At 74.4% G+C, this 25,358-nt stretch carries 20 protein-coding genes; 15 read left to right on the top strand and 5 right to left on the bottom strand.

Going from position 1 to position 25,358, the window contains the following annotated elements:
- Positions 1–41 precede the first annotated feature (41 nt).
- The gene (bsh, locus tag ABWU78_RS12590) at positions 42–989 is read left to right on the top strand and encodes a choloylglycine hydrolase (protein WP_439158582.1); all 948 of its coding nucleotides are present in this window, start codon (positions 42–44) and stop codon (positions 987–989) included.
- 10 nt (positions 990–999) lie between these two features.
- Here bsh and ABWU78_RS12585 read toward each other — a convergent pair whose 3' ends face one another.
- A complete protein-coding gene (locus tag ABWU78_RS12585) occupies positions 1,000–5,709 on the bottom strand; it encodes a hypothetical protein (RefSeq protein ID WP_439158581.1) in 4,710 nt (1,569 codons plus the stop codon).
- Between the two features lie 172 nt (positions 5,710–5,881).
- Between ABWU78_RS12585 and ABWU78_RS12580 the strand changes: the two genes are divergently transcribed.
- Both ABWU78_RS12580 and ABWU78_RS12575 read left to right on the top strand, forming a co-directional pair.
- Complete coding sequence (locus ABWU78_RS12580; RefSeq protein WP_439158580.1) at positions 5,882–6,406, top strand: FBP domain-containing protein; 525 nt, start codon at positions 5,882–5,884, stop codon at positions 6,404–6,406.
- 2 nt (positions 6,407–6,408) lie between these two features.
- Positions 6,409–6,963 (top strand): TetR family transcriptional regulator, encoded by a 555-nt coding sequence (locus tag ABWU78_RS12575; protein ID WP_439158579.1) that lies wholly within the window; start codon positions 6,409–6,411, stop codon positions 6,961–6,963.
- A gap of 16 nt (positions 6,964–6,979) precedes the next feature.
- On the opposite strand, the gene ABWU78_RS12570 is transcribed toward ABWU78_RS12575, so the two are convergent.
- Entirely contained in the window at positions 6,980–8,116 is a 1,137-nt protein-coding gene (locus ABWU78_RS12570) for a diacylglycerol/lipid kinase family protein (protein ID WP_253052324.1), read from the bottom strand.
- Between the two features lie 72 nt (positions 8,117–8,188).
- Between ABWU78_RS12570 and serS the strand changes: the two genes are divergently transcribed.
- The 3 genes from serS (at position 8,189) to ABWU78_RS12555 (ending at position 10,551) form a co-directional block, all read left to right on the top strand.
- Complete coding sequence (gene serS / locus ABWU78_RS12565; RefSeq protein WP_353707391.1) at positions 8,189–9,472, top strand: serine--tRNA ligase; 1,284 nt, start codon at positions 8,189–8,191, stop codon at positions 9,470–9,472.
- Positions 9,469–10,293, top strand: a complete 825-nt coding sequence (locus ABWU78_RS12560; RefSeq protein ID WP_439158578.1) for an HAD family hydrolase — start codon at positions 9,469–9,471, stop codon at positions 10,291–10,293. The genes serS and ABWU78_RS12560 overlap by 4 nt, the downstream gene beginning before the upstream one ends.
- 78 nt (positions 10,294–10,371) lie before the next feature.
- Positions 10,372–10,551, top strand: a complete 180-nt coding sequence (locus tag ABWU78_RS12555) for a hypothetical protein (protein WP_253052328.1) — start codon at positions 10,372–10,374, stop codon at positions 10,549–10,551.
- Here the strand turns inward: ABWU78_RS12555 and map are convergent.
- Positions 10,526–11,317, bottom strand: coding sequence for a type I methionyl aminopeptidase (gene map, locus ABWU78_RS12550; RefSeq protein WP_064316124.1), 792 nt, complete (start codon positions 11,315–11,317; stop codon positions 10,526–10,528). The two genes, ABWU78_RS12555 and map, sit on opposite strands and share 26 nt — an antisense overlap.
- A 241-nt stretch (positions 11,318–11,558) precedes the next feature.
- Here map and ABWU78_RS12545 point away from each other — a divergent pair, with 241 nt between their 5' ends.
- From ABWU78_RS12545 to ABWU78_RS12525, 5 genes are all read left to right on the top strand, one after another.
- The gene (locus tag ABWU78_RS12545; RefSeq protein WP_439158577.1) at positions 11,559–12,569 is read left to right on the top strand and encodes a LacI family DNA-binding transcriptional regulator; all 1,011 of its coding nucleotides are present in this window, start codon (positions 11,559–11,561) and stop codon (positions 12,567–12,569) included.
- Between the two features lie 262 nt (positions 12,570–12,831).
- A complete protein-coding gene (locus ABWU78_RS12540) occupies positions 12,832–14,238 on the top strand; it encodes an ABC transporter substrate-binding protein (RefSeq protein WP_253052332.1) in 1,407 nt (468 codons plus the stop codon).
- 181 nt (positions 14,239–14,419) lie between these two features.
- Positions 14,420–15,403: a carbohydrate ABC transporter permease gene (locus ABWU78_RS12535; RefSeq protein WP_253052334.1), complete on the top strand. Its 984-nt coding sequence runs from the start codon at positions 14,420–14,422 to the stop codon at positions 15,401–15,403.
- A complete protein-coding gene (locus tag ABWU78_RS12530) occupies positions 15,400–16,350 on the top strand; it encodes a carbohydrate ABC transporter permease (RefSeq protein ID WP_253052336.1) in 951 nt (316 codons plus the stop codon). The genes ABWU78_RS12535 and ABWU78_RS12530 overlap by 4 nt, the downstream gene beginning before the upstream one ends.
- 110 nt (positions 16,351–16,460) lie before the next feature.
- Entirely contained in the window at positions 16,461–17,387 is a 927-nt protein-coding gene (locus tag ABWU78_RS12525; protein WP_439158576.1) for an EamA family transporter, read from the top strand.
- 64 nt (positions 17,388–17,451) lie between these two features.
- On the opposite strand, the gene ABWU78_RS12520 is transcribed toward ABWU78_RS12525, so the two are convergent.
- Positions 17,452–18,099 carry a bacterial proteasome activator family protein gene (locus tag ABWU78_RS12520; protein ID WP_290445177.1) on the bottom strand — a complete coding sequence of 216 codons (648 nt, stop codon included), beginning with the start codon at positions 18,097–18,099 and terminating at the stop codon, positions 17,452–17,454.
- 77 nt (positions 18,100–18,176) lie between these two features.
- Positions 18,177–19,154: an NAD(P)H-quinone oxidoreductase gene (locus ABWU78_RS12515; RefSeq protein ID WP_439158575.1), complete on the bottom strand. Its 978-nt coding sequence runs from the start codon at positions 19,152–19,154 to the stop codon at positions 18,177–18,179.
- 231 nt (positions 19,155–19,385) lie between these two features.
- Here ABWU78_RS12515 and ABWU78_RS12510 point away from each other — a divergent pair, with 231 nt between their 5' ends.
- From ABWU78_RS12510 to ABWU78_RS12495, 4 genes are all read left to right on the top strand, one after another.
- The gene (locus tag ABWU78_RS12510; RefSeq protein WP_439158574.1) at positions 19,386–23,297 is read left to right on the top strand and encodes a nitrate- and nitrite sensing domain-containing protein; all 3,912 of its coding nucleotides are present in this window, start codon (positions 19,386–19,388) and stop codon (positions 23,295–23,297) included.
- Between the two features lie 36 nt (positions 23,298–23,333).
- The gene (locus ABWU78_RS12505) at positions 23,334–23,783 is read left to right on the top strand and encodes a roadblock/LC7 domain-containing protein (RefSeq protein ID WP_024839165.1); all 450 of its coding nucleotides are present in this window, start codon (positions 23,334–23,336) and stop codon (positions 23,781–23,783) included.
- Positions 23,784–23,817: 34 nt separating this feature from the next.
- Complete coding sequence (locus tag ABWU78_RS12500) at positions 23,818–24,204, top strand: DUF742 domain-containing protein (protein WP_031317001.1); 387 nt, start codon at positions 23,818–23,820, stop codon at positions 24,202–24,204.
- Positions 24,205–24,643: 439 nt separating this feature from the next.
- On the top strand, positions 24,644–25,180 hold the full coding sequence (locus tag ABWU78_RS12495; RefSeq protein ID WP_082141054.1) for a GTP-binding protein: 537 nt from the start codon (positions 24,644–24,646) through the stop codon (positions 25,178–25,180).
- The last annotated feature ends 178 nt before the right edge of the window (positions 25,181–25,358 follow it).

Below are 25,358 nucleotides of genomic sequence, written 5' to 3'. Positions count from 1 at the left end.
CGTCCGCGCGAGGCCGCACCGACGACGACGGGGGCATCGCCATGTGCACGGGCATCAGGTTCTCGGACGGCAGGGGGAGCGTCTACCTCGCACGCAACCTCGACTGGACGAGCGGGTACGGGCAACGGGTGGTGCTGACGCCCACCGGGTACGCGCCGAGGTCACCGTTCGGCGCGGTGCCCGCCGTCCGGCACGCGACGCTCGGCATGGGCATCGTGGCGGAGGGGACGCCGCTCTACTTCGACTGCGGCAACGACGCGGGCCTCGCCGTCGCGGGGCTCAACTTCCCGGGATACGCGGTGTACGCGCCCGGCCCGGTCGACGGCGCGGTCAACGTCGCCGCGTACGAGCTCCCGCTGTGGGTGTGCTCGCAGTTCGCGACGGTGGACGAGGTGGAGGCCGCGCTCCAGGACGTCGTGGTCGTCGACCGACCGATCGACGACACCTACCCGAGCTCGATGCTGCACTGGATCGTCGCCGACGCGACGCGCGCCGTCGTCGTCGAGCACACGGCGGACGGGATGCACGTCTTCCACGACGACGTCGACGTCCTCACGAACCAGCCCGGGTTCGGCTGGCACCACGAGAACCTGCGCAACTACCTCAACGCGTCGCCCGACTTCCCCGGGGACACGGAGCTGGGCGGGGCGGTCCTCACCCCGTTCGGCTCGGGCTCGCACATGCGCGGCATCCCGGGGGACTACTACTCGCCGTCGCGGTTCGTCCGCGCCGCCTACGTCAACGCCCACTACCCGACGCAGGAGAGCGAGGAGCAGAACGTCAGCCGCGCCTTCCACACGCTGCAGCAGGTCGCGATGGTCGAGGGCAGCGCCGTGATGGCGTCGGGCGAGTCCGAGATCACCGTCTACACGGGGCTGTTCTCCTCGCGCACGTCGACCTACTACTGGAACACCTACGAGGACCCGGCGGTCCGGAGCGTCGCGATGCCCGACCTCGCGGCGGGCGGCACCGAGCTCGTGCTCGCGTAGGAGGGGAGGCTCAGCGCGTCGCGCTCTGCACCCGTGAGGTGGAGTCCTCCGGCTCGCTCCCGGCCGCGTCCGGCGCGGCGCCCGGCGTGCCCTCCCGGGAGCCCGGCCCCTCCTCGGTCCCGGTGCCGTCGGCGGCGGCGTGCAGGGCCGCGACGGTGAGCAGCGGCACCGCCGGGATGAGCGCGATGAGCGCGATGCGCACGCCGAAGTCGTTGACCAGCGACCCGGCGACGCACACGATCCACAGGGCGAGCACGGTCGGGCGCACGAGCGGCCACGCGGCCTCGGTCCGCGCGAACCACCCCGGCGTGAACCGCCGCGGCCAGAACAGCACGAGCGCCGTCGCGACGAGGACGAGGATCGTCAGCCACACGGGCACGCCACCCAGCACGGAGCGGGCCGCGTAGCCGGCCTTGCGGAGCAGGGTCTCCCACGCCGAGCCGTCCACGACCTGGCCGACGAACCGGCCGAGGTGCGAGCGCTCGTCGGCCGGGCGCAGCCAGTCGAGCACGCCGACCGCGGCGACGAGGCCGACGCCGGCGGCGGCGACGAGCAGGAACCGCCGCCACGTGACTCGGGCCCCGGACGCCGCCAGCCCCAGCACGGCGAACGCCGGCACGACGACGAGCCCGCCGCCGAGGTCGGCCCCGAGGGTCGGCCACACGTCCACGACCATCGTCACCACGCCGATGACGCCCACGACCGTCGCGGCCACGTACCGGCGCCCGCGGGCCACGAGCCACTGGGCGAGCGCGGCCGCGAGGACGAGCGCCGCGACCGCGTACACGGAGAACGTCGGGTTGCCGAACCCGTAGAACCGTGCGCCGAACGTCGGTGCGGAGCCGAGCGGGCTGGCGCGGTTCAGCGGCGTCCCGACGAGCGCGTCGAGCGTGAGCACCGCGAAGGTGATCCCGGCGACGATCCCGGGCCCGAGCCACACGGGACGCCGCGGGGCGAGCGCGCCGAGCGCGGCGACGGCCGCCGTCGCGAGCACGGTCGACACGACGATCGCGAGGGTCTGGTTCGCGAACCGCCACCAGCCGGTGAGCGACACGAGGAAGGCCGCGGTCGGGACGGCGGCCACGACGAGAGCGGCCCCGCGCGCCCAGTGCGCGCCCCGGGCCCAGCGGGCGCGCGCCCGGTCACCGGTCGCGCGCGCGGCCCGCGGCGCGAGCAGCAGGCACAGCCCGGCGATGGCGAGGCCCGCGCAGAGCGGCACGTCGACGAACGCGGTGTAGACGGCGCGCCGCACGTGGTCGCGCGTCGTGAGGTCGGCGAGCGCGTCCGCGGTCGAGGTCGCGTCCGGGGGCCGCGTCGAGCCCCACGCCAGCGGCGTGTCCTGGATGCGTGCGGGGGTCGCGACGCCGGCGGCGTCGAGCACGGTCGCCGGGACGTCGAGCACGCGCGCGACGCCGTCGGTCCGCGTGGCCGCGCTCGTCACGTAGCGCGCCTGCTCGGGGCCGTCGAACGACGGTCGCACGAGCGTCGCGCCGAGCGCCGGGCGCGTCCCGGGCGTGCCCGCGACGTCGACGACGAGCACCGTCGTCCCGGTCGGGGTGGCGTCGAGCACCGCGCCCACGGTGGCGTCCACGGCGGCGAGCCGGTCCGTCCGCAGGGAGGCCCGCAGCGCGGCGCGCTCCTCGGCCGGGAGGTCGGGGTCGACCGTCGGGGTCGTCGCGTCGCCGGCGTCGACGACGGTCACGGGGCACGCGAACGCGTCGCTCCCGGGGGTGGTCGCGCGCGCGAGGTCCCGGTAGCGCGCGACGTCGCCCCGCGAGTCCGCGAGGGCGATCGCCGCACCGGGCCCGACGGCCGTCGCGCACATTGTGCTCGTCGGGGCGCCCGACGAGGCGCCCGCGACGTCGCCGGTGAGCGCGTCGCCGAGCACGCCCAGCCGCGCCTGGTAGCCCGAGCCGCGCTGCAGCGCGACGAGCTCGTCCCAGCCCTCGACGTGCGCGCCGTCGGCGGCCTCGGTGGAGGTGACGGGCTGCGCCGTCGGGCACTCCCACGTGCCGTCGGGCGCGCGCTGCGTCGCGACCTCGGCGAGCTGCCCGGCCGAGAGCGCGAGCCAGCCGCCGACGGTGCAGCGGCTCGCCGCTCCGGTCGGCTGGGCGACGCCGCCGGCGCCGGCACCGTCGGTGAGCAGGGCGTGCAGGTTCGGCGTCATCGCCGCCGTGACGTCGCTCCACGTGACGCCCGTGGTCCCGACGACGACGAGCGGCCGGTCGGTGGCGATGGCGTCCGCACGGGTCACGGCCGCCTCGCCGCCCGCGGGCGCGGCGCTGGACGTGGGACGCAGCCCACCCGAGGCGAGCACCGTCGACACGAGCAGGACGACGAGCAGGAGCCCGCCCCCGACCGTGAGGAGCATCGTGGGCATGTGCCGGATCCCCGGTTCGGGGAGCGCGGACGTCGGGCGTCGCGGCGCCTCGCGCGCGAGGAAGCCGGGCACGATCATCGCGGTCCCGACGACGACGACCATGACGGCGATGATGATGCCCGAGTCGTTGAGCACGGAGCCGACCCCCGCCACGACCACGAGCGCGACCACGAGCTCGCGCAGCAGCGGCCAGCGCTCGTAGGCACGCGCGACCTCGGGCAGACGGAAGCGCTCCGGACGCAGCGCCGCGAGGGCGGCGAGGACGACGAGCACCGCCGCGACGGCACCCGCCGGCTGTGCGACGGTGTGCCAGGCCCCGAGGGCCTTGCGCCCGATGACCTCGAGCGCCGCCCCGTCGAGGACGGTCTGCACGAACCCGCCGAGGTGCGAGCTGCCCCCGGGCAGCAGCCAGTCCACCACCGCGACGACGGCGACCACGAGCACGGTGAGCCCCGCGACGACGAGCGCCCGCAGCCACGTGATCCGCACCCGGCCGACGAGCAGCGCCAGGACGGCGAACGCGGGGACGAGCGCGAGGATCCCGCCGAAGTCGGCGCCGAACGCGGGCCAGCCGTCGATGACGATCGTCACCGCCCCGACCGCGACCACGAGCCACGCCGCGAGCCGCCGCCGTCCCCGGGCGAGCGCTGTGGACGCCAGGCCGCCGGCGAGCACGAGGCCCGCGACCGCGTACACGGCGAACGTCACGTTGTTGAAGCCGTAGAAGCGCGTGAAGCCCGCGACGGCGGACGTGCCGAGCAGGGACGCCTGCTGGAGGGTCGTGCCCGTCGCGCCGTCGACCGTGAGGACGAGCCACGTGACGCCCGCGAGCGCCGTCGGCAGCGCCCACGGGCGGCGCGGCAGGAGGCGCGAGGCGGCCCACGCGACGAGGGCGACGGCGACGGCGCTGACGGCGAGGGCGAGGGTGAGCGCGGGCGCCGGCGCGCTCCACACCCACCACCGCGACAGGCTCGCGAGGGAGGCTGCGACGGGGGCAGCGGCCGCGACCAGGAGCACCGCGGACAGGACGCGCAGGCCGGCCGGGCCGGGGCGCGCCGGCAGCCCGCGCCGCGCGGCCGCGCGGCGCACCCAGAGCGCCCCGCCGAGCGCGACGACGAGCGTCGCGACGAGCAGCCCGACGAGCACGGGGTAGAGCGTCGGGATGGTGCTCGTGAGGACGTTGAGGTACTGCCGGTTCTCGACCGTGCGCGCCACGTCCATGCGCCGGACCTCGCCCAGCGACAGCGGTGCGCCGTCGAGACCCTCGGTGCTCCCGCCCGCCTCCTCGACGACGGTCGCCGTGAGGTCGACGAGCTGGACGATGCCGTCCTTCTGCGTGCTCGGGGAGTGCAGCCAGCGGCTCGTGGGCTCGCCCTTGCGCCAGTCGACGACGACCGGGAGCCCCGGCTCGCCGACCGGCCCTGAGGGCACGCCCGCGACGAGCACGCGCGTGCCGCGGTCGACCTCGTCCATGACGCGCGCGAGCGCCTCGTCGAGCGCGTCGAGGCTCTGCCCCCGCCCGGGGGAGGAGTCGACGATCTCGCCCTGGTCGACCACCGTCACGTCGCACGCGTCGAGCCCGCCCTCGGGCAGCGCCGCGAGCGCGGACGCGTACCGCTCGACGTGCCCGTTCGCGTCGGCGAGCATCACGGCCGCGCCCGGCCCGACCGCCGTCGTGCAGACGCCGGTCTCGGCGAGCCGCGTCGCGAGGGTCCCGGGCGCGTGGTGCGTCGTCGGGGCCGCGGCCTCCTCCTCGGAGGGCGCCGTGAGCGTCGCCCACCCGGGGACGTCGGCGGGCAGCGCCTCGGGCGCGGTCGCTCCCGACGTCGTCGGGGTGGGGACGGGGAGCGGCGGGCAGCCCGGCGTGGGCGGCTCGGCGCTGACGGGCGGCGCCTCCACCGGCTCGTCGGCCGCCGGGTCGGAGGACGAGACCATCTGCCCGGCGGACAGCGTGAGCCACGCGTCCGTGGCGCAGGACGTCCGCCCCACGCCGAGCGACGCGACCGACCCCGTCCGGATCACCGACCACAGCGTGGGCGTCGCGGTGGGCGAGACGTCGCTCCAGTACAGGCCCGCCACCGCGACGAGCACCACGGGGCGCGGGTCGTGCGTCGGCGCGGTGCCGGTCGTCGTGCCCGTCGCGGCGGCGCTCGTGGTGCCGGTCGCGGTCGCGGTCGTGCCCGACGGCGTCGCGGCCGCTGCCGGCGCGGCGACGGTCCCGAGGAGGGCGAGCAGGGCCAGGGCGACCGCCGCCGCGAGCGCGGTCGCCCGCGTGCCCGTCGCTCCCCGGCGTGCGGGGAGGGTGCGGGCAGGGGGGAGCGCGGCGGCCGGGAACGTCACCGGTCCAGCCTACGGGGGCGCCTCGCGCCCGGACCGGGCCGACGAGCGGCGTCGTCGCAGGTCCGTGCGGGACGCTCACGCGCCCTCCACGCCCGCTGCGCGGGTATGCGCTGGACGGCCAAACTTGTACCCGTGTACAAATTGGGTCCATGTACAAGTTTGGGAGCCGACCGTGCGACCGCTGAGCCGTGCCGAGGCGCGCGCCGCGATCGTGAACACCGACCCGTCGGAGGGCAAGGTCCGCCTGCCTGCGCACTTCGACGCTCTGCGCTGGGACGATCTCGACTACCTCGGGTGGCGGGACCCTCGGGCGCCCCAGCGCGCCTTCCTCGTGGCCGAGGGCCTCGACGGCCGTGCGCTGGGCGCGGTCCTGCGCCAGAGCCCGAGCCACGCGGAGACCGGAGGGCGAGCGGTCATGTGCGCCCTCTGCCGCTTCACGAGGCGTTTCAACGAGGTGGCGCTCTTCGCCGCTCCCCGACCGTCGTCCGACAAGAGGCGGCGCCTGAGCACCGTGGGCATCCTCGTCTGCACCGACCTGGACTGCGGCCGGAACGTGCTGGCTGCCCCCGTGCGAGGCCCGCTCGACCCGCCCGCGGAGGAGGTCGTCCGGGCTCGCCGGGCGGGGCTCCGGACGCGTACTCTCGCGTTCCTGCACGGCCTGACCGACGGCGCCGGCACGACACGGACGAGGAGCTGACGATGGCCTACCTGCCGCGCGCGGAGCGTCGGGACTCGATCGTCGCCGCAGCGGCCGCCGTCGTGCGCCGTGCCGGGCTCGGCGCCGTCACCGCGCGCGTCGTGGCCGACGAGCTCGGTGGCTCCCCCGGCCAGATCCACCACCACTTCGCGTCGACGGACGAGCTCGTCGCGGAGGCCTGGCGGCGCTATGCCCGAGAGGAGATCGTCGCCTTCGAGGGCGCGTCCCGCGGTCTGGCGCCGCGCGCGGGGCTCGAGCTCTTCTTCGAGGACCTCGTCGGTCCGGACGGTGACGGCCGGGCCCTGGCGCTCTGGGCCGAGGCGGGCGCCCACGCCCAGCTGCGGCCGGAGGTCGCGGACGCCTACGTGGAGACGCTCGACCACCTGGTCGTCGTCCTCGCGGACGTCCTCGGCGGCCCGGACCGCCGCGACGCCGCGGGCAGGGTGCTCATGGTCGGCGTCGGCCTGGCGGGGCTGAGCCGGGTGGGTGGGGCCGCGGCGATCCCTCCGCGCGCGGTCATGCGGTCGGCGATCGACACGGAGACGACGTCGCGCTGACCGCACGGCACGCGGGTCAGGCCGTGCGCACCACGAGCGCGCCGGGGTCGACGCGTGACTCGATCTCCACGGCGAGGCCCAGCACGTCGCCGTCGACCTGGGCCTGCTCGCCGCCCTCCACGCGCACGCGGACGCGCCGGGCGCGCGCGTGGTCGATGCGTCCGATCTTGGCGGGCAGGTCGTTGCGCACGCCGAGGCCCTGCATGACGACCTCCCCGAAGAGCTGCGCCCAGCCCACGACCCCGCCGCGCGTGTCGATCGCGGCGATGTCCAGGATCCCGTCGTCGATCACCGCGTCGGGCAGGAGCGTCAGGCCCCCGGGGAGGCGGCCGCAGTTGCCGATGAGGAGCGAGCGCAGCCGCGCCTCGACGGGCGGCGTGTCGTCGAGCTGGATGCGTGCGCGCATGCGGCGCCCGTGCAGGTGCCGGATGCCCGCGACGAAGTAGGCGACCCAGCCCACCTTCGCCTTGAGGTCGTCGTCGGTGTCGGCGACCATCGCGGCGTCGAACCCGAGACCCGCGATGACGAGGAAGATGTGCTCCTTGTCGGTGTCCTGGGCGGGGTCGGGCGCCGTCCCCGGCTCGTCCCCCTCCGCGGGGGTGACGTCGGCGTAGCGCAGGACCTTGACCCAGCCGACGTCGACCGGGCGGTCGGAACCCGCGATCACGACGGCCAGCGCGGCGCGCGCGTCGCCCACCGGCAGGTCGAGGTTGCGCGCGAGGAGGTTGCCGGTGCCCACCGGGACCAGGCCCATGGTGCGGCCGCTGCCGACCATGCCCTCGGCGACCGCGCGGACCGTGCCGTCCCCGCCCACGGCGACGACGACGTCCGCGCCCTGCGCGAGCGCCGCGCGGGTCTGCCCGACGCCCGGGTCCTCGACCGTCGTCTGGAACCACAGCGGGTCGGGCAGGGCGGCGTCCGCGAAGGCCGCGCGCACGACCGCCTCCAGCCCGGCGACGTCGGGCTTCGACGGGTTCGCGACGAACGCGACGAGCTCGCGCGGGTCGTCCTCGACCGCGGGCTCCTCGACGGGCGGCGCGTCGCCGTGCGCGCGGCGCTGCCGGGTCTGCTGCGCGCGCAGGCCCAGCGCGACGACGAGTGCCACCACCGCGACGGCGAGCGCCGCGATCGCGAGCCAGAGCGTCCAGGACATGGCGACACCGTAGCGGGGTGGGCGCGGGAACGGTCCGCGACCGGGGGCCGCCCGGTTCGTTAGGCTGCTGGCGTGATCGACCTCCGCCTCCTGCGCGACAACCCCGACATCGTCCGTGCCAGCCAGGTCACCCGTGGTGACGACCCCGCGCTGGTGGACGCCGCCCTCGACGCCGACGCCCGTCACCGCGCCGCGCTGAGCGAGTTCGAGAGCCTGCGCGCCGAGCAGAAGTCCCTCGGCAAGCAGGTCGCCCAGGCGCAGGGGGAGGAGAAGCAGGAGCTGCTCGCGCGCACCAAGCAGCTCGCGGCCGACGTCAAGGCGCGCCAGGCCGACGCGGACGCCGCGGCGGAGGAGCTGCGCGGGCTGCTCTACCGCATCTCGAACGTCGTCGCGGGCGCTCCCGCGGGCGGCGAGGACGACTACGTCGTGCTGCGCGAGGAGGGGACGATCCGCGACTTCGCCGCGGAGGGCTTCACGCCGCGCGACCACCTCGACCTCGGCGAGGGCCTGCGCGCGATCGACACCGAGCGCGGCGCGAAGGTCTCGGGCGCGCGGTTCTACTACCTCACGGGCGTGGGCGCGCGCCTCGAGCTCGCGCTGCTCAACGCCGCGATGGACACCGCGGTCGCGGCCGGGTTCACGCCCGTCATCACGCCGACGCTCGTGCGGCCCGAGGTGATGCAGGGCACCGGGTTCCTCGGCGCCCACGCGGACGAGATCTACCGCCTCGAGAAGGACGACCTCTACCTCGTCGGCACGAGCGAGGTGGCGCTCGCGGGCTACCACGCGAACGAGATCGTCGACCTCTCGGCCGGGCCGCTGCGCTACGCCGGGTGGAGCGCGTGCTACCGCCGCGAGGCCGGCTCGCACGGCAAGGACGTGCGCGGCATCATCCGCGTGCACCAGTTCCACAAGGTCGAGATGTTCTCCTACTGCGACCCGGCCGACGCCGAGGCGGAGCACCAGCGCCTGCTCGGCTGGGAGGAGCAGATGCTGCGCCTCGTCGACCTGCCGTACCGCGTCATCGACACCGCGGCGGGCGACCTCGGGTCGAGCGCCGCGCGCAAGTTCGACTGCGAGGCGTGGCTGCCCACGCAGCAGCGCTACCTCGAGCTCACGTCGACGTCGAACTGCACCACGTTCCAGGCGCGCCGCCTCAACGTGCGCGAGCGCGTCGAGGTCGACGGCAAGAGCGAGACGCGCACCGTCGCGACGCTCAACGGCACGCTCGGCACGACGCGCTGGATCGTCGCGATCCTCGAGAACCACCAGCAGGCCGACGGATCGGTCCGCGTGCCGGAGGGGCTGCGCCCGTACCTCGGCGGCCTCGAGGTCCTCGAGCCGGTGGTGGCGTGACGGGTCCCCTCGTCCCGGACGACGCGTCCGGGCCGCTGCTCGTCGCGCTCGACATCGACGGCACCCTCATGTCGTACGACCAGGAGCTGTCGGACGACGTGCGCGACGCCGTCGCCGACCTGCGCGCGGCCGGGCACCACGTGGTGCTCGCGTCGGGGCGCTCGCTCATCGCGATGACGCCCGTCGCGGAGATCCTGGGGATCGACCGCGGCTGGGTCGTCGCGTCCAACGGCGCGGTGACCGCGCGGCTCGACCCGGACGAGCCCGACGGGTACGTCCTCGAGGACGTCGTCACGTTCGACCCGGGGCCGGCCCTGCGGCTCCTGCGCGAGCACCTGCCCGACGCGCGGTACGCCGTCGAGGACGTCGGCGTCGGTTTCCGCATGAACGAGCTCTTCCCCGACGGCGAGCTCGACGGCGTGCACCGCGTCGTCGAGTTCGACGAGCTGTGGTCGGGCGAGGTCACGCGCGTGATCGTGCGGGCGCCGGGGTCGACGAGCGAGCAGTTCCACGAGCTCGTCGAGCGCCTCGGCCTGGACGACGTCACGTACGCCGTCGGCTGGACGGCGTGGATGGACATCGCGCCCCTCGGCGTCACGAAGGCGACCGGCCTGGAGCTCGTGCGCCGCACCCTGCACGTCCAGCCGCACCGCACCGTCGCGGTCGGCGACGGCCGCAACGACGTCGACATGCTCCGCTGGGCGGCGCACGGCGTCGCGATGGGCCACGCGGACGCCGTCGTGCAGGCCGCCGCCGACGAGGTCACCGGCTCGATCGAGGACGACGGCGCGGCCCACCTCCTGCGCAGCCTCCTGCCCTGACCGCGAGGTAGAACAGCAGGGCGCCGAGATAGAGCTCGCGGGGTTCTACGTCGCGACCTGCGGTTCTACCTCGGCGGGATGGGTAGCGTCTTCGCGACGTCGTTCGTCCCCGAGCGTGCGGCTTTCGACGCGTCGTTCGCGACGCTCCTCGCGGACGACGACGCGCTGCTCCTCGTCGCCGAGGCGGGGGACGTTTCTTCCGGGGTACCGGGGGTCTACCTCGCGGGGGTGGTCAGTCGCGGGGCTCGCGCGCGGTGAGGACGACCGGGCCGTCGGGCGTGATCGCGACCGTGTGCTCGCTGTGGGCGCCGCGCGAGCCGTCGGCCGAGCGCAGGGTCCAGCCGTCGGGGTCGGTGTAGATCTCGTCCGTGGTCTCGAGGAACCACGGCTCGATCGCGATGACGAGGCCCGGCTTGAGGGGGAACCCGCGCTTGCGACGGCCGTCGTTGGGGATGTGGGGCTCGCCGTGCATCGTGCGGCCCACGCCGTGCCCGCCGAAGTCGGTGTTCACCGAGTAGCCCGCGGCGTGCGCGACGTCGGCGATGGCGGCAGAGATGTCGCCGACCTTCTTGCCCGGCTGCGCGGCCGCGATGCCGGCCTCGAGCGCGCGCTCGGTCGTCTGGATGAGCTTCGCGTCGGCCTCGCCGAGCGCCCCGGCGCGCGGCGTCCCGACGACGAACGACAGCGCCGAGTCCGCGACCCACCCGTCGACGGACGCGGCGAAGTCGATGCTCAGCAGGTCGCCGTCGCGCAGCGCGTAGTCGTGGGGGAGGCCGTGCAGCACGGCGTCGTTGACGGACGTGCAGATCACCTTGCCGAACGGGCTCGCCCCGAACGACGGGTGGTAGTCGATGTAGCACGACTCGGCCCCGCGGTCGCGGATCATCTTGTGCGCGACCTCGTCGAGCTCGAGCAGGTTCGTCCCGACCTTGGTGGCGGCGCGCACCGTGGTGAGGACGTCGGCGACGAACCGTCCCGCGGGTCGCATCTGGTCGATCTCCCGCGGGGTCCTCAGCTCGATCATCGTGGTCCTTCCGGTTCGCAGGTGGGTGCCCGACGGCGGCGCGACCGGCTCGCACGGGTGCAGCGAGGTGCATGGACGTGCCGAACGGTGCCGCGGGGACGGGCCTCCCCACGATATCGGTCTCCGTCCCACCCACGCGGCCCGGGCGCGATTCGGGGAGGGCAAGCGCTTGCATCGATCTGCTCACGATGCGGCACGGCGCCTCGCCACGTGGCCTCCGGGCGTGGCAGCATCACCCGTCGTGGCAGGTATCGACGACGTCGCCCAGGCCGCCGGGGTGTCCACGGCGACCGTCTCGCGCGCCCTGCGCGGCCTGCCCAACGTGTCGGAGGCGACGCGCCTGCGGGTGCTCGCGGAGGCGGCCCGGCTCGGGTACGTGCCCACGCCGTCGGCGTCGTCGCTGGCCACCGGGCGCACCCGCACCATCGGCGTGCTCACCCCGTGGGTCAACCGCTGGTTCTTCGCCAACGTCATCGAGGGCGCCGAGCGTGCGCTCCGCGACCTCGGCTACGACGTCCTGCTGTACACGTTCGACGTCCGCCGGACGTCGGCCCGCCGCCGGGTCGACCCGAGCGTGCTGCGCCACCGCGTGGACGGGACGCTCGTCGTCGGGCTGCCGCTCGACGACGACGAGGTGCGCTCGCTCGTCGGGCTCGCCCGGCCGCTCGCGTTCGTCGGGTCGGGGCCGGCCGACCAGGTGACGGTCCGGCTCGACGACGTCGCGACCGGCCGGGCCGCGACGCGCCACCTGCTCGACCTGGGGCACCGGGTCATCGGCCACGTGACCGGGGTGCCCGACCTCGTGTCGTCGTGGTCGCCGCCGGTCGAGCGGGCCCGGGGCTACGTGCGCGCCCTGGAGGAGGCGGGGATCGTCGTCGAGCCGGACCTCGAGGTGAACGGCGACTTCGACGTCGCGGGAGGGCGCGAGTCCACGGCGGAGCTCCTGCGCCGCCGGCCGGACGTGACCGCCGTCTTCGCGGCGTCGGACGAGATGGCCATGGGGGCCATCCTCGCGGCGCGGGACCTGGGGCTGCGCGTCCCGGACGACCTGTCGGTCGTCGGGGTGGACGGCCACGACCTCGGGGAGCTCGTCGGGCTGACGACGATCGCCCAGGACGCCTACCAGCAGGGGTTCGACGCGGCGCTCCTCCTGCTCGAGATGATCAACGGCGCCCCGGTGCCGGAGAGCCTCACCTATCCGACCGAGCTGGTGCGCCGCGGGTCGACGGCGCCGCCGGGCGCCGGAGCCTGAGGCCCCGAGCCGCGCCTCGCCGCGCGCTCGACGACGCCGCGTGGGAGCGTGGCCAGGAGGGGAGGGGTGAGAGAGCGCGCACCCGGCGCACGTGACGGAATCGTTACGCAAACTCGCCTCTCCTGTGCTTGCGGCAGCGCGATGCAACCGCTTGCATGGTGCCTAGGGCGAGAGCGCACCCGCGCTCGCGACGTCGCGATGCGCCCGGTCCTCACCGGACCGGGGTGACGGCGTCCGTACCCACGACGAGGTGGAGGCTGACATGACCAGGACCACGAGGACCAGCGCGGCGCGTCGTCGCACGCTGGTGGTCGCCGCCGGCGGCGCGAGCCTCGCGCTCGTGCTCGCGGCGTGCAGCGGCGGTGGCGGCGGCGGAGGTGACGACGAGTCGCCGAGCGCCGAGGTGGACTGCGCCGACTACGAGCAGTACGGGGACCTCTCCGGCAAGACGGTGACGGTGTACTCGACGATCGTCGACACCGAGGCGGAGCAGCAGCAGGCGTCGTACGAGCCGTTCGAGGAGTGCACGGGCGCCACGATCGAGTACGAGGGCTCCAAGGAGTTCGAGGCGCAGCTCCCCGTCCGCATCCAGTCCGGCAGCGCGCCGGACATCGCATACCTGCCGCAGCCCGGCCTGCTGCGCCGCATCGTCGCCGACTTCCCCGACGCGATCCAGCCCGTCGGGGAGGCGGCGTCCGCGAACGTCGACCAGTACTACACCGAGTCCTGGAAGGACTACGGCACCGTCGACGGGACGCTGTACGCGACGCCGCTCGGCGCCAACGTCAAGTCGTTCGTCTGGTACTCGCCGTCCATGTTCGAGGAGGCGGGCTACGAGGTCCCGACGACGTGGGACGAGCTCATGGAGCTCTCCGACCAGATCGTCGCGGACAACCCCGGCGGCGACGTCAAGCCGTGGTGCGCGGGCATCGCGTCCGGCGAGGCGACCGGCTGGCCGGCCACCGACTGGATGGAGGACGTCGTCCTGCGCACGGCGGGCCCCGAGGTCTACGACCAGTGGGTCAACCACGAGATCCCGTTCAACGACCCGCAGATCGCCACGGCGCTGGCCACGGTCGGCGACGTGCTGAAGAACGAGGAGTTCGTCAACGGCGGCCTCGGCGACGTGAGCACCATCGCGACGACCGAGTTCACCGAGGGCGGCTACCCGATCATCGACGGGCTGTGCTACATGCACCGCCAGGCGACGTTCTACCAGGCCAACTGGACGACCCTCGACCCCGACCTGGTGGTCGCGCCCGACGGTGACGTCTGGGCCTTCTACCTCCCGGGCGAGACCGCGGAGGACAAGCCGCTGCTCGGTGGCGGCGAGTTCGTCGCCGCGTTCAACGACCGTCCCGAGGTCCAGGCGTTCCACGCGTACCTGTCGAGCCCCGAGTGGTCCAACGCCAAGGCGAGCGTGACCCCGCAGGGCTGGATCAGCGCCAACAACGGCCTCGACCCGGAGCTGCTCCAGTCGCCGATGGACCAGCAGGCGTACGAGCTGCTCACGGACGACAGCTACACGTTCCGCTTCGACGGCTCGGACATGATGCCCGCCGCCGTCGGTGCCGGCTCGTTCTGGACCGAGATGACGGAGTGGATCGCGAGCGACAAGTCCGACGAGGCCGTCCTCGACGCCATCGAGGCGTCCTGGCCGACGTCCTGACCCGCGGGCGACCCGGGGCCTGACCGCGCGGCACGCGCCGCGGGCCGGGCTCCGGGTCCACGCGTCGACCCCGGGGGCGGGTCGTCCGGGGGGCCGATCCCCGGACGACCCGTCCCCGGGCCGTCCCGCCGCACACCACGTCGTCGTCCGGCCCGCCGCCGGCCACCTCAGGAGCTCTCACATGGACTGGTTGCTCGAACCCGCCGGGACGGGGGGCAAGCTCGCGGTGATGCTCGTCGCGATCCTGCTCTTCGTCGTCGTCATGGGCCTGATCCTCTTCCTCGTCGACCGGCCGCGGCGCGTGCCGGGCTGGGTCGTCGCGCTCGCGTTCGCCGGGCCCGCGGTCGTCATGCTCGCGTTCGGCCTGCTCTACCCGGGCCTGCGCACGATCCGGGACTCGTTCTACAACCGCACGGGCTCCGCGTTCGTCGGGCTCGACAACTACGTCACCGCGTTCACGCGCGACGAGTTCCAGATCGTCCTGCGCAACACCGCGATCTGGGTCATCGTCGTCCCGCTCGTCTCGACCTTCCTCGGCCTCGTCTACGCGGTGGTGGTCGACAGGTCCCGCTTCGAGAAGTTCGCCAAGACGCTGATCTTCCTGCCCATGGCGATCTCCATGGTCGGTGCGGGCATCATCTGGAAGTTCATGTACGAGTACAAGCCGGCGAGCCAGCCGCAGATCGGCCTCTTCAACCAGGTCCTCGTCTGGCTCGGGCTCGAGCCGCAGCAGTTCCTGCTCAGCGCGCCGGCCAACACGTTCTTCCTCATCCTCGTGATGATCTGGATCCAGGCCGGGTTCGCGATGACGATCCTCGCCGCCGCGATCCGCGCCATCCCGGACGACATCGTCGAGGCTGCCCGGCTCGACGGCGTCGGCGGCATGCGGATGTTCCGCTACATCACCGTGCCGAGCATCCGCCCCGCGCTCGTGGTCGTCCTCACGACGATCGCGATCGGCACGCTCAAGGTCTTCGACATCGTCCGCACCATGACCGGCGGCCGCTTCGAGACGTCGGTCGTCGCCAACGAGTTCTACACGCAGGCGCTGCGGCAGGGGGAGCAGGGGCTCGGCGCCGCGCTCGCGGTCATCCTGTTCGTCCTGGTCATCCCGATCATCGTGTACAACGTGCGGCAGCTGAAGCAGGCGGAGGAGATCCGATGAGCACCCCACTGTCCGCCTCCGTCCCGGACGCCCCGCTCGTCGACGAGACCGCCGAGGAGGGCAGCGGCAAGGGCATCGTCGCGGGCCTCGACGAGCGCGCGGGCAAGGTGCGCCGCAAGGTCTCGTCCCGGCCGGCGTCGATCATCGCGATCGTCCTCGCCGTCCTGTGGACCATCCCGACGTTCGGGCTCCTCGTCACGTCGTTCCGCCCGCCGCGCGAGATCCGGCGGTCGGGCTGGTGGGAGGCGTTCGCCAACCCCGAGTTCACGCTCGACAACTACACCGACGCGCTGTTCGGCGGGTCGACGAGCTTCGCGACGTACTTCATCAACTCCCTGGTCATCACGCTGCCCGCGGTGATCATCCCCATCACGCTCGCGTCGCTGGCCGCGTACGCGTTCGCCTGGGTGGACTTCAAGGGCCGCAACCTGCTGTTCGTCGCGGTGTTCGCGCTGCAGATCGTGCCGATCCAGGTCACGCTCGTCCCGCTCCTCACCCAGTACGTGGACTGGGGGATCGACGGGTCGTTCTGGCCCGTGTGGCTGTCGCACTCGATCTTCGCCCTGCCCCTCGCGATCTTCCTCCTGCACAACTTCATGAAGGACATCCCGCGCGAGCTCGTCGAGGCCGCCCGCGTGGACGGCGCCGGGCACGTGAAGATCTTCTTCCAGGTGCTCATGCCGCTGCTCGTGCCCGCCATCGCGGCGTTCGGGATCTTCCAGTTCCTCTGGGTCTGGAACGACCTGCTCGTCGCCCTCACGTTCGCGTCCGGCCAGGACACCGCGCCCATCACGGTGCGCCTCGCCGAGCTGTCCGGCTCGCGCGGGGCGAGCTGGCACCTGCTCCCGGCGGGCGCGTTCATCTCGATGGTCGTCCCCGTCATCGTGTTCCTCGCGCTGCAGCGGTACTTCGTGCGCGGTCTCCTCGCCGGGTCGGTCAAGGGCTGACGCCCGCCTCCCCGCGCAGGCGTCTGCGGCCCGTCCCGTGCATGGGACGGGCCGCAGCCGTGTGCTCGGCCGGCGCCGTCCCGTGCCGCGCGGGCGCCTAGAGTCGTCGCGTGCCTCGCCACCCCGCCGCCGCCCTCGACAAGGTCCCGGTCCCGGCGCTGTTCGTCGTCTCGGGGCTGACGCAGTACCTGGGCGCGGCGATCGCCGTTGGGCTGTTCGCCGTGGCCGGAGCGATCGAGATCGGGTGGCTGCGCATCGCGGCGTCCGCGCTGCTGCTGCTCGCATGGCGTCGGCCGTGGCGGCACCGGTGGACCCGGCACGACCTCGCGTGGGTCGCCGTGTTCGGCGTCGCCCTCGCCGCGATGAACCTCGCGTTCTACGTCGCGATCGACCACCTGCCGCTGGGGACGGCCGTCGCCATCGAGTTCCTCGGCCCCGTCGCGGTCGCCGCGGTCACGGGCAGCGGGTGGCGCGAGCGGGGCGCGATCGCGGTCGCGGCGGCGGGGGTCGTGCTGCTCGCCGGGGTGACGATCGAGTCGGACCTCCCGCGCGCGGATGCCGTGCTCGGGCTCACCGCGATCGGGGTCGCGGCCGCGTGCTGGGCGGCGTACATCCTGCTGGGACGGCGGGTCGCCGTCTCCGGGTCGGGGGTGACGTCGCTCGCCGTCGCGATGACCGTGGGCGCGGTCGTGTTCGCGCCCTTCCTCGCGCGCGACGCCCTGCCGGTCCTCGGCGACTGGCGGCACGTCGCGGCCGTCGCGGGGATCGCGCTCTTCTCGTCCGTCGTCCCGTACGCGCTCGAGCAGGTCATCCTGCGCCGCGTGAGCGCGGCGACGTTCTCGGTGCTCCTCGCGCTGCTCCCGGCGTCCGCCGCGGTCGTGGGCGCCGTCGTGCTGCGGCAGGTCCCCACGGTCCCCGAGCTCGTCGGCCTCGTCCTCGTGTCCGGGGCCATCGCCATGACCGCGGCGCGACCGGGCGGGCGCGCGGGCGGGACGCCGCCCGGGGACGACGTCCCGCTCGACCCGCCGCCCGCCTGACGAGCGACCGCGCGCCACCGGTCCGGGCGCGTCCGCCCGGGACCGGCGAGGCCGAGCAGGGCCGTCAGAGGTACTGGCCCGGAGACGGCCGCCCGTCGTGCTCGTCGGGACGCCCGCCGGGATGTCCCGGAGCGGCGCCGGGGCCACCGGGGCCCATCGGGGGCAGCGAGCCGGGAGGCAGTGCGCGCCGGATCTGCGAGAGCTGCGCCTGCGCAGCCATCTGCTGGGCGACGAGCGCCGTCTGGATGCCGTGGAACAGGCCCTCGAGCCAGCCGACCAGCTGCGCCTGCGCGACGCGGAGCTCCGCGTCGGTCGGGACGGTGTCGTCCGAGAACGGCAGCGTGATCCGGTGCAGCTCCGCCACCAGGTCGGGGGAGAGGCCCTCCTCGAGCTCGGTGAGCGAGCGCTCGTGGATCTCGGCGAGGCGCGACCGCGCCGCCTCGTCGAGCGGGGCGTCCCGGACCTCGTCGAGGAGCTTCTTGATCATGCCGCCGATGCGCATCACCTTGGCGGGCTCCTCGATGACCGTCGCCGGGTTGCGGTCGGGGTCGGTGGAGTCGTCGCTCTCGACGACGCTCACCCCCGTCCCGTCCGGCATCACGACCGTGGCCCGGGCGGGCTCGTCGGCGTCGTCGGCGGCGTCCTGCGCACCGTTCGCGGGTTCGGGGGCCGTGGGGTCGTCGGGGCGGGGGTCGCGCGGTTCGTCAGCCATGGGTCCAGTCTGGCGCGCGGCGCCCACGCGCGCACCGAGGCGCGGGATCTCCAGCCGTCGTCGGCCGTCGCCCGTGGTCAGGGCACGAGGAGCACCTTGCCGAAGACGTCGCCCGAGTCGAGCAGCTCGTGCGCCCGCGCGGCCTCCTCGAGCGGGAGGCGCGCGTGCACCACGGGGCGGACGCGGCCGTCCTCCACCATCGGCCAGACGTGCGTGAGGACCTCGTGCACGATCCGCGCCTTCTCGGCCGGAGGCCGCGCCCGGAGCGTCGTCCCGGCCACCGTGGCGCGCCGGGCGAGGAGGAGGCCCAGGTCGAGCTCCGCGCGTCGGCCCTTCTGCATGCCGATGACGACCAGTCGCCCGCCCGTGGCGAGGACCTCGAGGTTGCGCGGCAGGTACGCCGCGCCGACGACGTCGAGCACGACGTCCGCGCCGCGCCCGCCGGAGGCGTCGCGCACCGCGGCGACGAAGTCCTCCTCGCGGTGGTCGACGGCGAGGCTCGCCCCGAGCGCGAGGCACCGGTCGGCCCGGTCGCGCCCGCCGGCCGTGACGGCGACGCGGGCGCCGAGCGCGGCACCCACCTGCACGGCGACCGTCCCGACGCCGCCCGACCCGCCGTGCACGAGCAGCCACTCGTCCGCGCCGAGGCGGCCCACGTCGACGACGTTGCTCCACACCGTGCACGCGGCCTCGGGGAGCGCGGCGGCGTCCACGAGGTCCACGCCGTCGGGGACGGGGAGCACCTGCGTCGACCGGACGCGCACCTGCTCGGCGTAGCCACCGCCGTCGAGCAGCGCGACCACGCGATCTCCCACGGACCACCCCGTGACGGACTCGCCGACGGCCGCGACCGTGCCCGAGACCTCGAGGCCGGGCCAGTCCGGCGCGCCGGGGGGAGGTGGGTAGGATCCGGCGCGTTGTAGCAGGTCAGCACGGTTCACGCCAGCGGAAGCGACGTGGACCACGAGCTCGTCCGGCCCGGGGGTCTGGTCAGGGAGCGCGGAAACCGTTAGTTTCTCAGGGCCACCGGGGGCCGATATCGTGACGCCTCGCACATCGCCGAGACTACGCGGACGGCCCGGGAGGCGCCGGTTCGCCGACGGGGCACCGCGGGCGCGGGACGAAAGTTCACGCTCCTCGCGGATTAGGTGTCCGGGGGATGTGCACCGATAGTTAGTACGCACGACCGGGGAGCGGAGCCCGGGAGGCGCCGCTGCCACGCGCGCCGACCGCGCCGCCGAACGGGTGGACCAGGGTGATGGAGGCAGGTTCGTATGCTCCGCAGGTTGAGCGTTCGCGGGAAGATCCTTGCGGCCCTCGCGGTGCCCGTCCTCGTCCTCTTCGCCGCCGCCGCGATCATCTCGGCGCAGGCCATCGGGTCGGCGCGCGACGCCAGCCAGACGAGCGCGCTCGTCGCGGCGCTCGCGGCACAGGACGCGGCGGGGACCGAGATCGCGGCCGAGCGCACGTACTCGTTCCTGGACGCGAACGAAGGCTCCGAGGAAGCCGCGGCGCAGATGATGGCGCAGCGCGAGAAGACGGACAAGGCGCTCGACGCGCGCGACCGCGCGTACGAGAAGCTCGACACGTCCGCGCTCGACCCGCGGGTGCGCAAGGCGGTCTCCGACACGATCGCGGACAGGGCCGACCTCCTGGCGATCCGTCAGGGCATCGACAGGTCCTCCATCGGCCAGCTCGCGCGCAACTCGCAGTACAACGCGCTCATCGACGATGCGCTCGAGGTGCCGCGGACGCTCGCGGACACGGCCCCGGACCGCGAGCTCGCGCAGTACCTCGACGCGTACGTCCTCCTCGACGAGCTCCTCGCCCAGCAGGCGCTCGAGCAGCCGCTCGCCGGCGCGGTCCTCGCCGCGGCCCAGCAGGGCGTCGACAGCACCGAGACGAACCAGCAGGCCGCGGTCCTGGTGACCAACGGCGACGCCCTCACGGCGCGCACGGCCACGGCCGTCCGACGGCTCCCGGGCGACTTCCTGCTGGAGCCGCCGAGCGCCACGTACAACCAGATCCGGCAGAACCTCGCCGGCTCCCGACCCAAGTCGACGCCCCCCAGCCAGGCCGCGCAGTGGCCGACGCTGTCGCAGGCGGACCGCGACCAGACGAGCCCGGTGCGTGACGACGTCCGTACCGCCACCGCGGAGAAGGCGTCCGACCTCGCAGGTGCGGCGACGACCCGCGCGGTCGTCACGATCCTCGCGACCCTCGCGGCCGTCATCGCCTCGATCCTCGTCGCGGGCTTCATCGCCCGTGCGATCGTCAACCCGCTGCGGCGCCTCACCGACGCGGCCGAGGACGTGCGTGACCAGCTGCCCCGCCTCGTCGAGCAGGTCGCCGTTCCGGGGCAGGGCCCCGGCATCGACCTGGCGCCGATCACGGTGGAGTCCACGGACGAGGTCGGCCAGCTCGCGACCGCGTTCAACGACGTCAACCAGACGACCATCAAGGTCGCGCGCGAGCAGGCCGCTCTCCGTGGCTCGATCGCGGAGATGTTCGTCAACGTCGCGCGCCGGGACCAGGTGCTTCTCAACCGACAGCTCGCGTTCCTCGACGACCTCGAGCGCTCCGAGGAGGACGCGGGCACGCTGTCCAACCTCTTCCGCCTCGACCACCTCGCGACGCGTATGCGCCGCAACGCGGAGTCCCTCCTCGTCCTCGCGGGCATCGACTCGGGTCGCCGCGTGCGCCAGCCCATGCCGGCCTCGGACGTCATCCGTACGGCGTCGTCCGAGATCGAGCTGTACGACCGCGTCCGCCTGAACCTGGTCGTCGACCCGCTCATGCTCGGGCACAACGCGCTCAACGCCGCGCACCTGCTCGCCGAGCTCCTCGAGAACGCGACGATGTTCTCGGAGCCGCACACCCCCGTCGAGGTCACGACCGGCCGGGACGAGCACTTCGTCTACGTGACGGTCCGCGACCACGGCCTCGGGATGACGCCGGACGAGATCGCGGAGGCGAACCGCAAGGTCGCGACGCACGCGGCGTCCGACGTCGTCGGCGCGCAGCGCCTGGGCCTCTTCGTCGTCGGTCGTCTCTCCGACCGCCTCGGCGCGAAGGTCCGGTTCAGCACGAGCGGCGAGGACCAGGGGACCGAGGTCGTCGTGTCGTTCCCGGCCGCCCTCTTCGTCCCCGACTCGAACGTGCCGCTCCCGCAGCCGACGGACCCCCTGGAGACGAGCACGCAGGCCGCCGCCCAGCAGCTCGCCGGCACGGGGGTACTCCCGGCGCTCCCCGCCGCCGAGGTCGCGGCCCCGGCCGCGCCGTCCGTCCCCGCACCCGCGGCGACGGCGTCGTTCCCGACCGTTGAGCCCGAGGCGCCCGTCGCGGTGCCCGTCGACCTCGACGCGCTCACGGACGGCACCACGCAGACCGGCATGCCCCGCCGTCGTTCGCGCACGGTCGACCCCGCCGCCGCGGCACCGAGCGCGTCCTTCGCGTCGGGTCCCCAGACCGGCGCGATCGTCCTCCCGCCGCTGGCCACGCCGGCGCTCCCGGAGCAGCTCCCGGCGGCGGACGAGGCATGGACCCCGCCCGCGGAGGTCGCCGACGCCGGCGCTGCCCTCCCGAGCCGGTCGCGCCCGGCCGCGACCCCCGTGGAGCCGGTCTCGGCCGAGATCCCGGTCCTCGACGTGAGCACGCGCAGCGCGCTCTTCTCGAGCTTCCGCCCGGTCGGCGACCGTCCGGCCACCGAGAACCCGGTGGAGCTGCCCGTCGCCCCGGACGTCACGGCGACGGACATCCCGCTCGTCGCCGAGGCCCCGGCCGACACCCCGGTCCAGCAGGACGTGTGGACGCCGCAGGACCCCGCCGTCGCGCCGGTCCAGGACACGTGGGCCCCTGCGCAGGCCTGGGCGCCCGAGCAGCCCGCCGAGCAGGCGTGGACGCCCGGGCCTGCCGCCGACGCCTGGGCACCCGAGCAGCCCGCCGAGCAGGCGTGGACGGCTGAGCCGGCTGCCGACGCGTGGGCGCCGTCGTCCGTGGCCGACGCGCCGCTCGACGCGACGCGTGTCGTGCCGGCGGTCCCGGCCGAGCCCGTCGACGACGCGACCGTCGCGCGCGTCCCGCTGGTCCAGCGCACCCCGGCGGCCCCCGAGCCGGCCGTGGCCCCCGCGCCGGCGGCGACCCCGGTCGAGGCGGAGCTCCCGACCGACGTCCCGGTCGTGGCGACCGGCGGCGAGGCCGCGGTGGCGGAGGACATCCCTGCGGAGCTCACCTTCGAGGCGCTTCCCCGCTTCGAGGAGCTCATGGCCGACCTGCCGACGCGGCGGTCGCTGCGGGAGAGCCAGGCGCGCAAGCGCGGGCTCTTCGGTCGGCGTCCCCGGACGACGGCGACGCCGTCGGCGCGGCCGGCCGGACCGTCCCCGGAGGCCCTGGCCTCGCGCCCGGTGGGAGCACCCGGGGCTCCCGCTCGGACGCCGGCCCCTGCTGCCCCGGCGTCCGCGCCCGCCGTCGCGGCAGCCCCGGTCGCCGCTCCTCCGGTCGCCGCGCCCGCCGCTCCGCCGCAGGAGGCCCAGGCCCCCGCGCGGTCGTCGGCGTTCGCCCCGCGAGCCGGTCAGCCCGCAGGAGCCGCGAACGCGTCGTCGTTCGCCCCGGAGGCGCCCGTCGCCCCGGTGCAGGAGACGCGCGCGCTCGACCCGGTCCAGGACGCGCCGCCGGCCGGTTCCGGCTACGCGGCGCCGGAGCCGTCGGCCGCTGCCCCCGACCCTGCGCCGAGCCCGGCTGCGACGGGGTACGGGCCGCCTACCCCGCTCGTCCGGCGACAGGTGGGCGACGCGATCGAGCCGCTGGAGCCCGGGTACATCGCCGACTCGGTCGAGGCGCGGTCGGACTGGATGGCGTCCGCGGTGCTGTACGAGGAGATGTCCACCCTGCTGCAGGGCAGCACCGACTTCCAGGAAGCGACCTTGGCGGACCCGAACGACGGCATCTACCAGCCCCTCCAGGTCGACGGCACGACGGCGTCGGGCCTGACCCGACGCTCGCGCGGCGAAGAGCGGGAGGGCTACGTCGACCGCTTCACGGCCCGCATCGACCGTGACCCGGAGCAGCTCCGGGCCCGTCTGTCGGCGTTCCAGTCGGCCACGGCCCGTGGCCGTGTCGAGGGCCAGGACGAGACGAGTTCGACCTGGACCCCCCAGGCCATGGATTATGTCCCTGATTCAGCGCCGCAGGCGCGGTGACGACATGCCGTCTGCGGCAACTGACGAGGAGGAAGAGTGAACGCGCTCAGCACCGAGGCAACCAACTTCGGGTGGCTGCTCGACAACTTCGTGCGGACGGTCCCGGGCAGCCGGCACACGCTCGTGGTGTCGGCGGACGGCCTGCTCATGGCGATGTCGGACCAGCTCGACCGCACGAGCGGCGACCAGCTCGCGGCGATCGTCTCCGGCATGTCGAGCCTGACCCGCGGGGCGGCCCGGCAGCTCAACGGAGGGAACGTCCGCCAGGCCATCATCGAGATGGACAACGGGTTCCTGTTCCTGATGAACGTCTCGAACGGGTCCGTCCTGGGCGTCGTGGCGGAGGCGAACTGCGACATCGGCCTCATCGGCTACGAGATGGCGCTCCTGGTCTCCCGCACCGAGGCGACACTGACGCCGCAGCTCATCTCGGAGATGCGGGGTAGCCTTCCCGTCGACGGCGCGACGCGAGCCCCGGTGGGATGAGGACTGATCGATGACGAACGTACCTTTCGGCAGCATGGGAGCACACGACGGGTACGAGGCGGCCACGGTCCGCCCGTACGCGGTCACGGGCGGTCGTGTGCGCTCCGCCACGTCCGACCTCCCGCTCGAGGCGCTCGTCGAGGTCATGCCGGGCGCCGTGAACAGCTTCGGGCTCCCGCCCGAGAAGCGCTCGATCCTCCAGCACGCCGCGCACACGTACGTCTCGATCGCCGAGCTCTCCGCGCTCCTGCGCCTGCCGCTCGGCGTGACGAAGGTGCTCGTCGCGGACCTGCAGGAGGACAACTACATCACCGTCCACACGTCGACCCCGCTCAACGTCCACACGGGTCACGGCAGCAACCACTCGGGTCTGTCCCTGAGCGTCTTGGAGAGTGTTCTCAATGGCATTTCCACCCTCTGACGGCTCGGGCAGCGCGCCGCAGGCCGGGCAGCCGTCCGGGGTGATCGGGGGTGTGCCCGGTGGCCAGGCGGCCGCCCGTCAGACCGCGTGGGCTCCGGTGAGCGCGCCTGCCGGCGTGCCGACGCAGGCGCCGGCGGCGTCGGCTCCGGCGCGTCCCGTCGCGGCACCGGCACCGGCACCGACGGCGCCGTCGGTCTCGGCCGTCGCCCCGGCGACGCCCGCCGTGGCGCCGGCACCGGTCGCTCAGGCAGCGGCTCAGCCGCGCACCGCGCCGCAGCCCCTCGCCGCCGCGCAGCCCGCGGCGCCGGCCCAGCCCGCCCCGTCCGTCGCCCCGGCGCAGCCCTCCGCGGCGCAGGCTCCCGCGGCAGGCCAGCCGTCGGCAGCAGCGCAGCCCGCCGGTGCCCCGGCAGCGGCGCGGACGGCGCCGACGGTCGTCAAGATCGTGGTCGCGGGCGGGTTCGCCGTCGGCAAGACCACGTTCATCGGGTCGATCTCCGACGTCGAGCCGCTCAACACCGAGGCTGCGATGACGGAGCACTCGGTGGGCGTCGACGACGCGGGCGGCGTGTCCGACCGCAAGACGACGACGACCGTCGCGATGGACTTCGGCCGCGTGTCCCTCCCGGGCAACCTGTGGCTGTACCTGTTCGGCACGCCGGGCCAGGACCGCTTCCTCTTCATGTGGGACGACCTGGTGCGCGGCGCGATCGGTGCCGTCGTGCTCGTGGACACCGACCGCCTCGAGCAGTGCTTCCCGGCGATCGACTACTTCGAGTCACGCAACATCCCGTTCGTCGTCGGCGTGAACTGCTTCGACGGCGTGGCCAAGCACAAGCTCGAGGACGTGCGCGAGGCGCTCCAGATCCCTGCGCACGTGCCGATGCTCTACACGGACGCGCGGTCGCGGGCTGCCACCAAGCAGACGCTCATCGCGCTCGTCCAGCTCGCGATGCGCCAGCTCCGCGGGGCGGCCTGACCTCCGCGGTCCCGGTCCCACCGCCCGACGGCGGGTCGCCCTCCACGGGGCGGCCCGCCGTCGTCGTGCACGGGCCGGGCGTGCCACAATGGCTCGCCGGGAGGGCTGACAGAGCGGCCTAATGTGACGGTCTTGAAAACCGTTGTGCGGCAACGCACCGGGGGTTCGAATCCCTCGC

Source organism: Cellulosimicrobium sp. CpK407, from assembly GCF_051844275.1.
Lineage (GTDB): Bacteria > Actinomycetota > Actinomycetes > Actinomycetales > Cellulomonadaceae > Cellulosimicrobium > Cellulosimicrobium cellulans_G.
The sequence above is the reverse complement of the archived record's forward strand: the minus strand, read 5'-3'. Positions and strand labels throughout refer to the sequence as shown.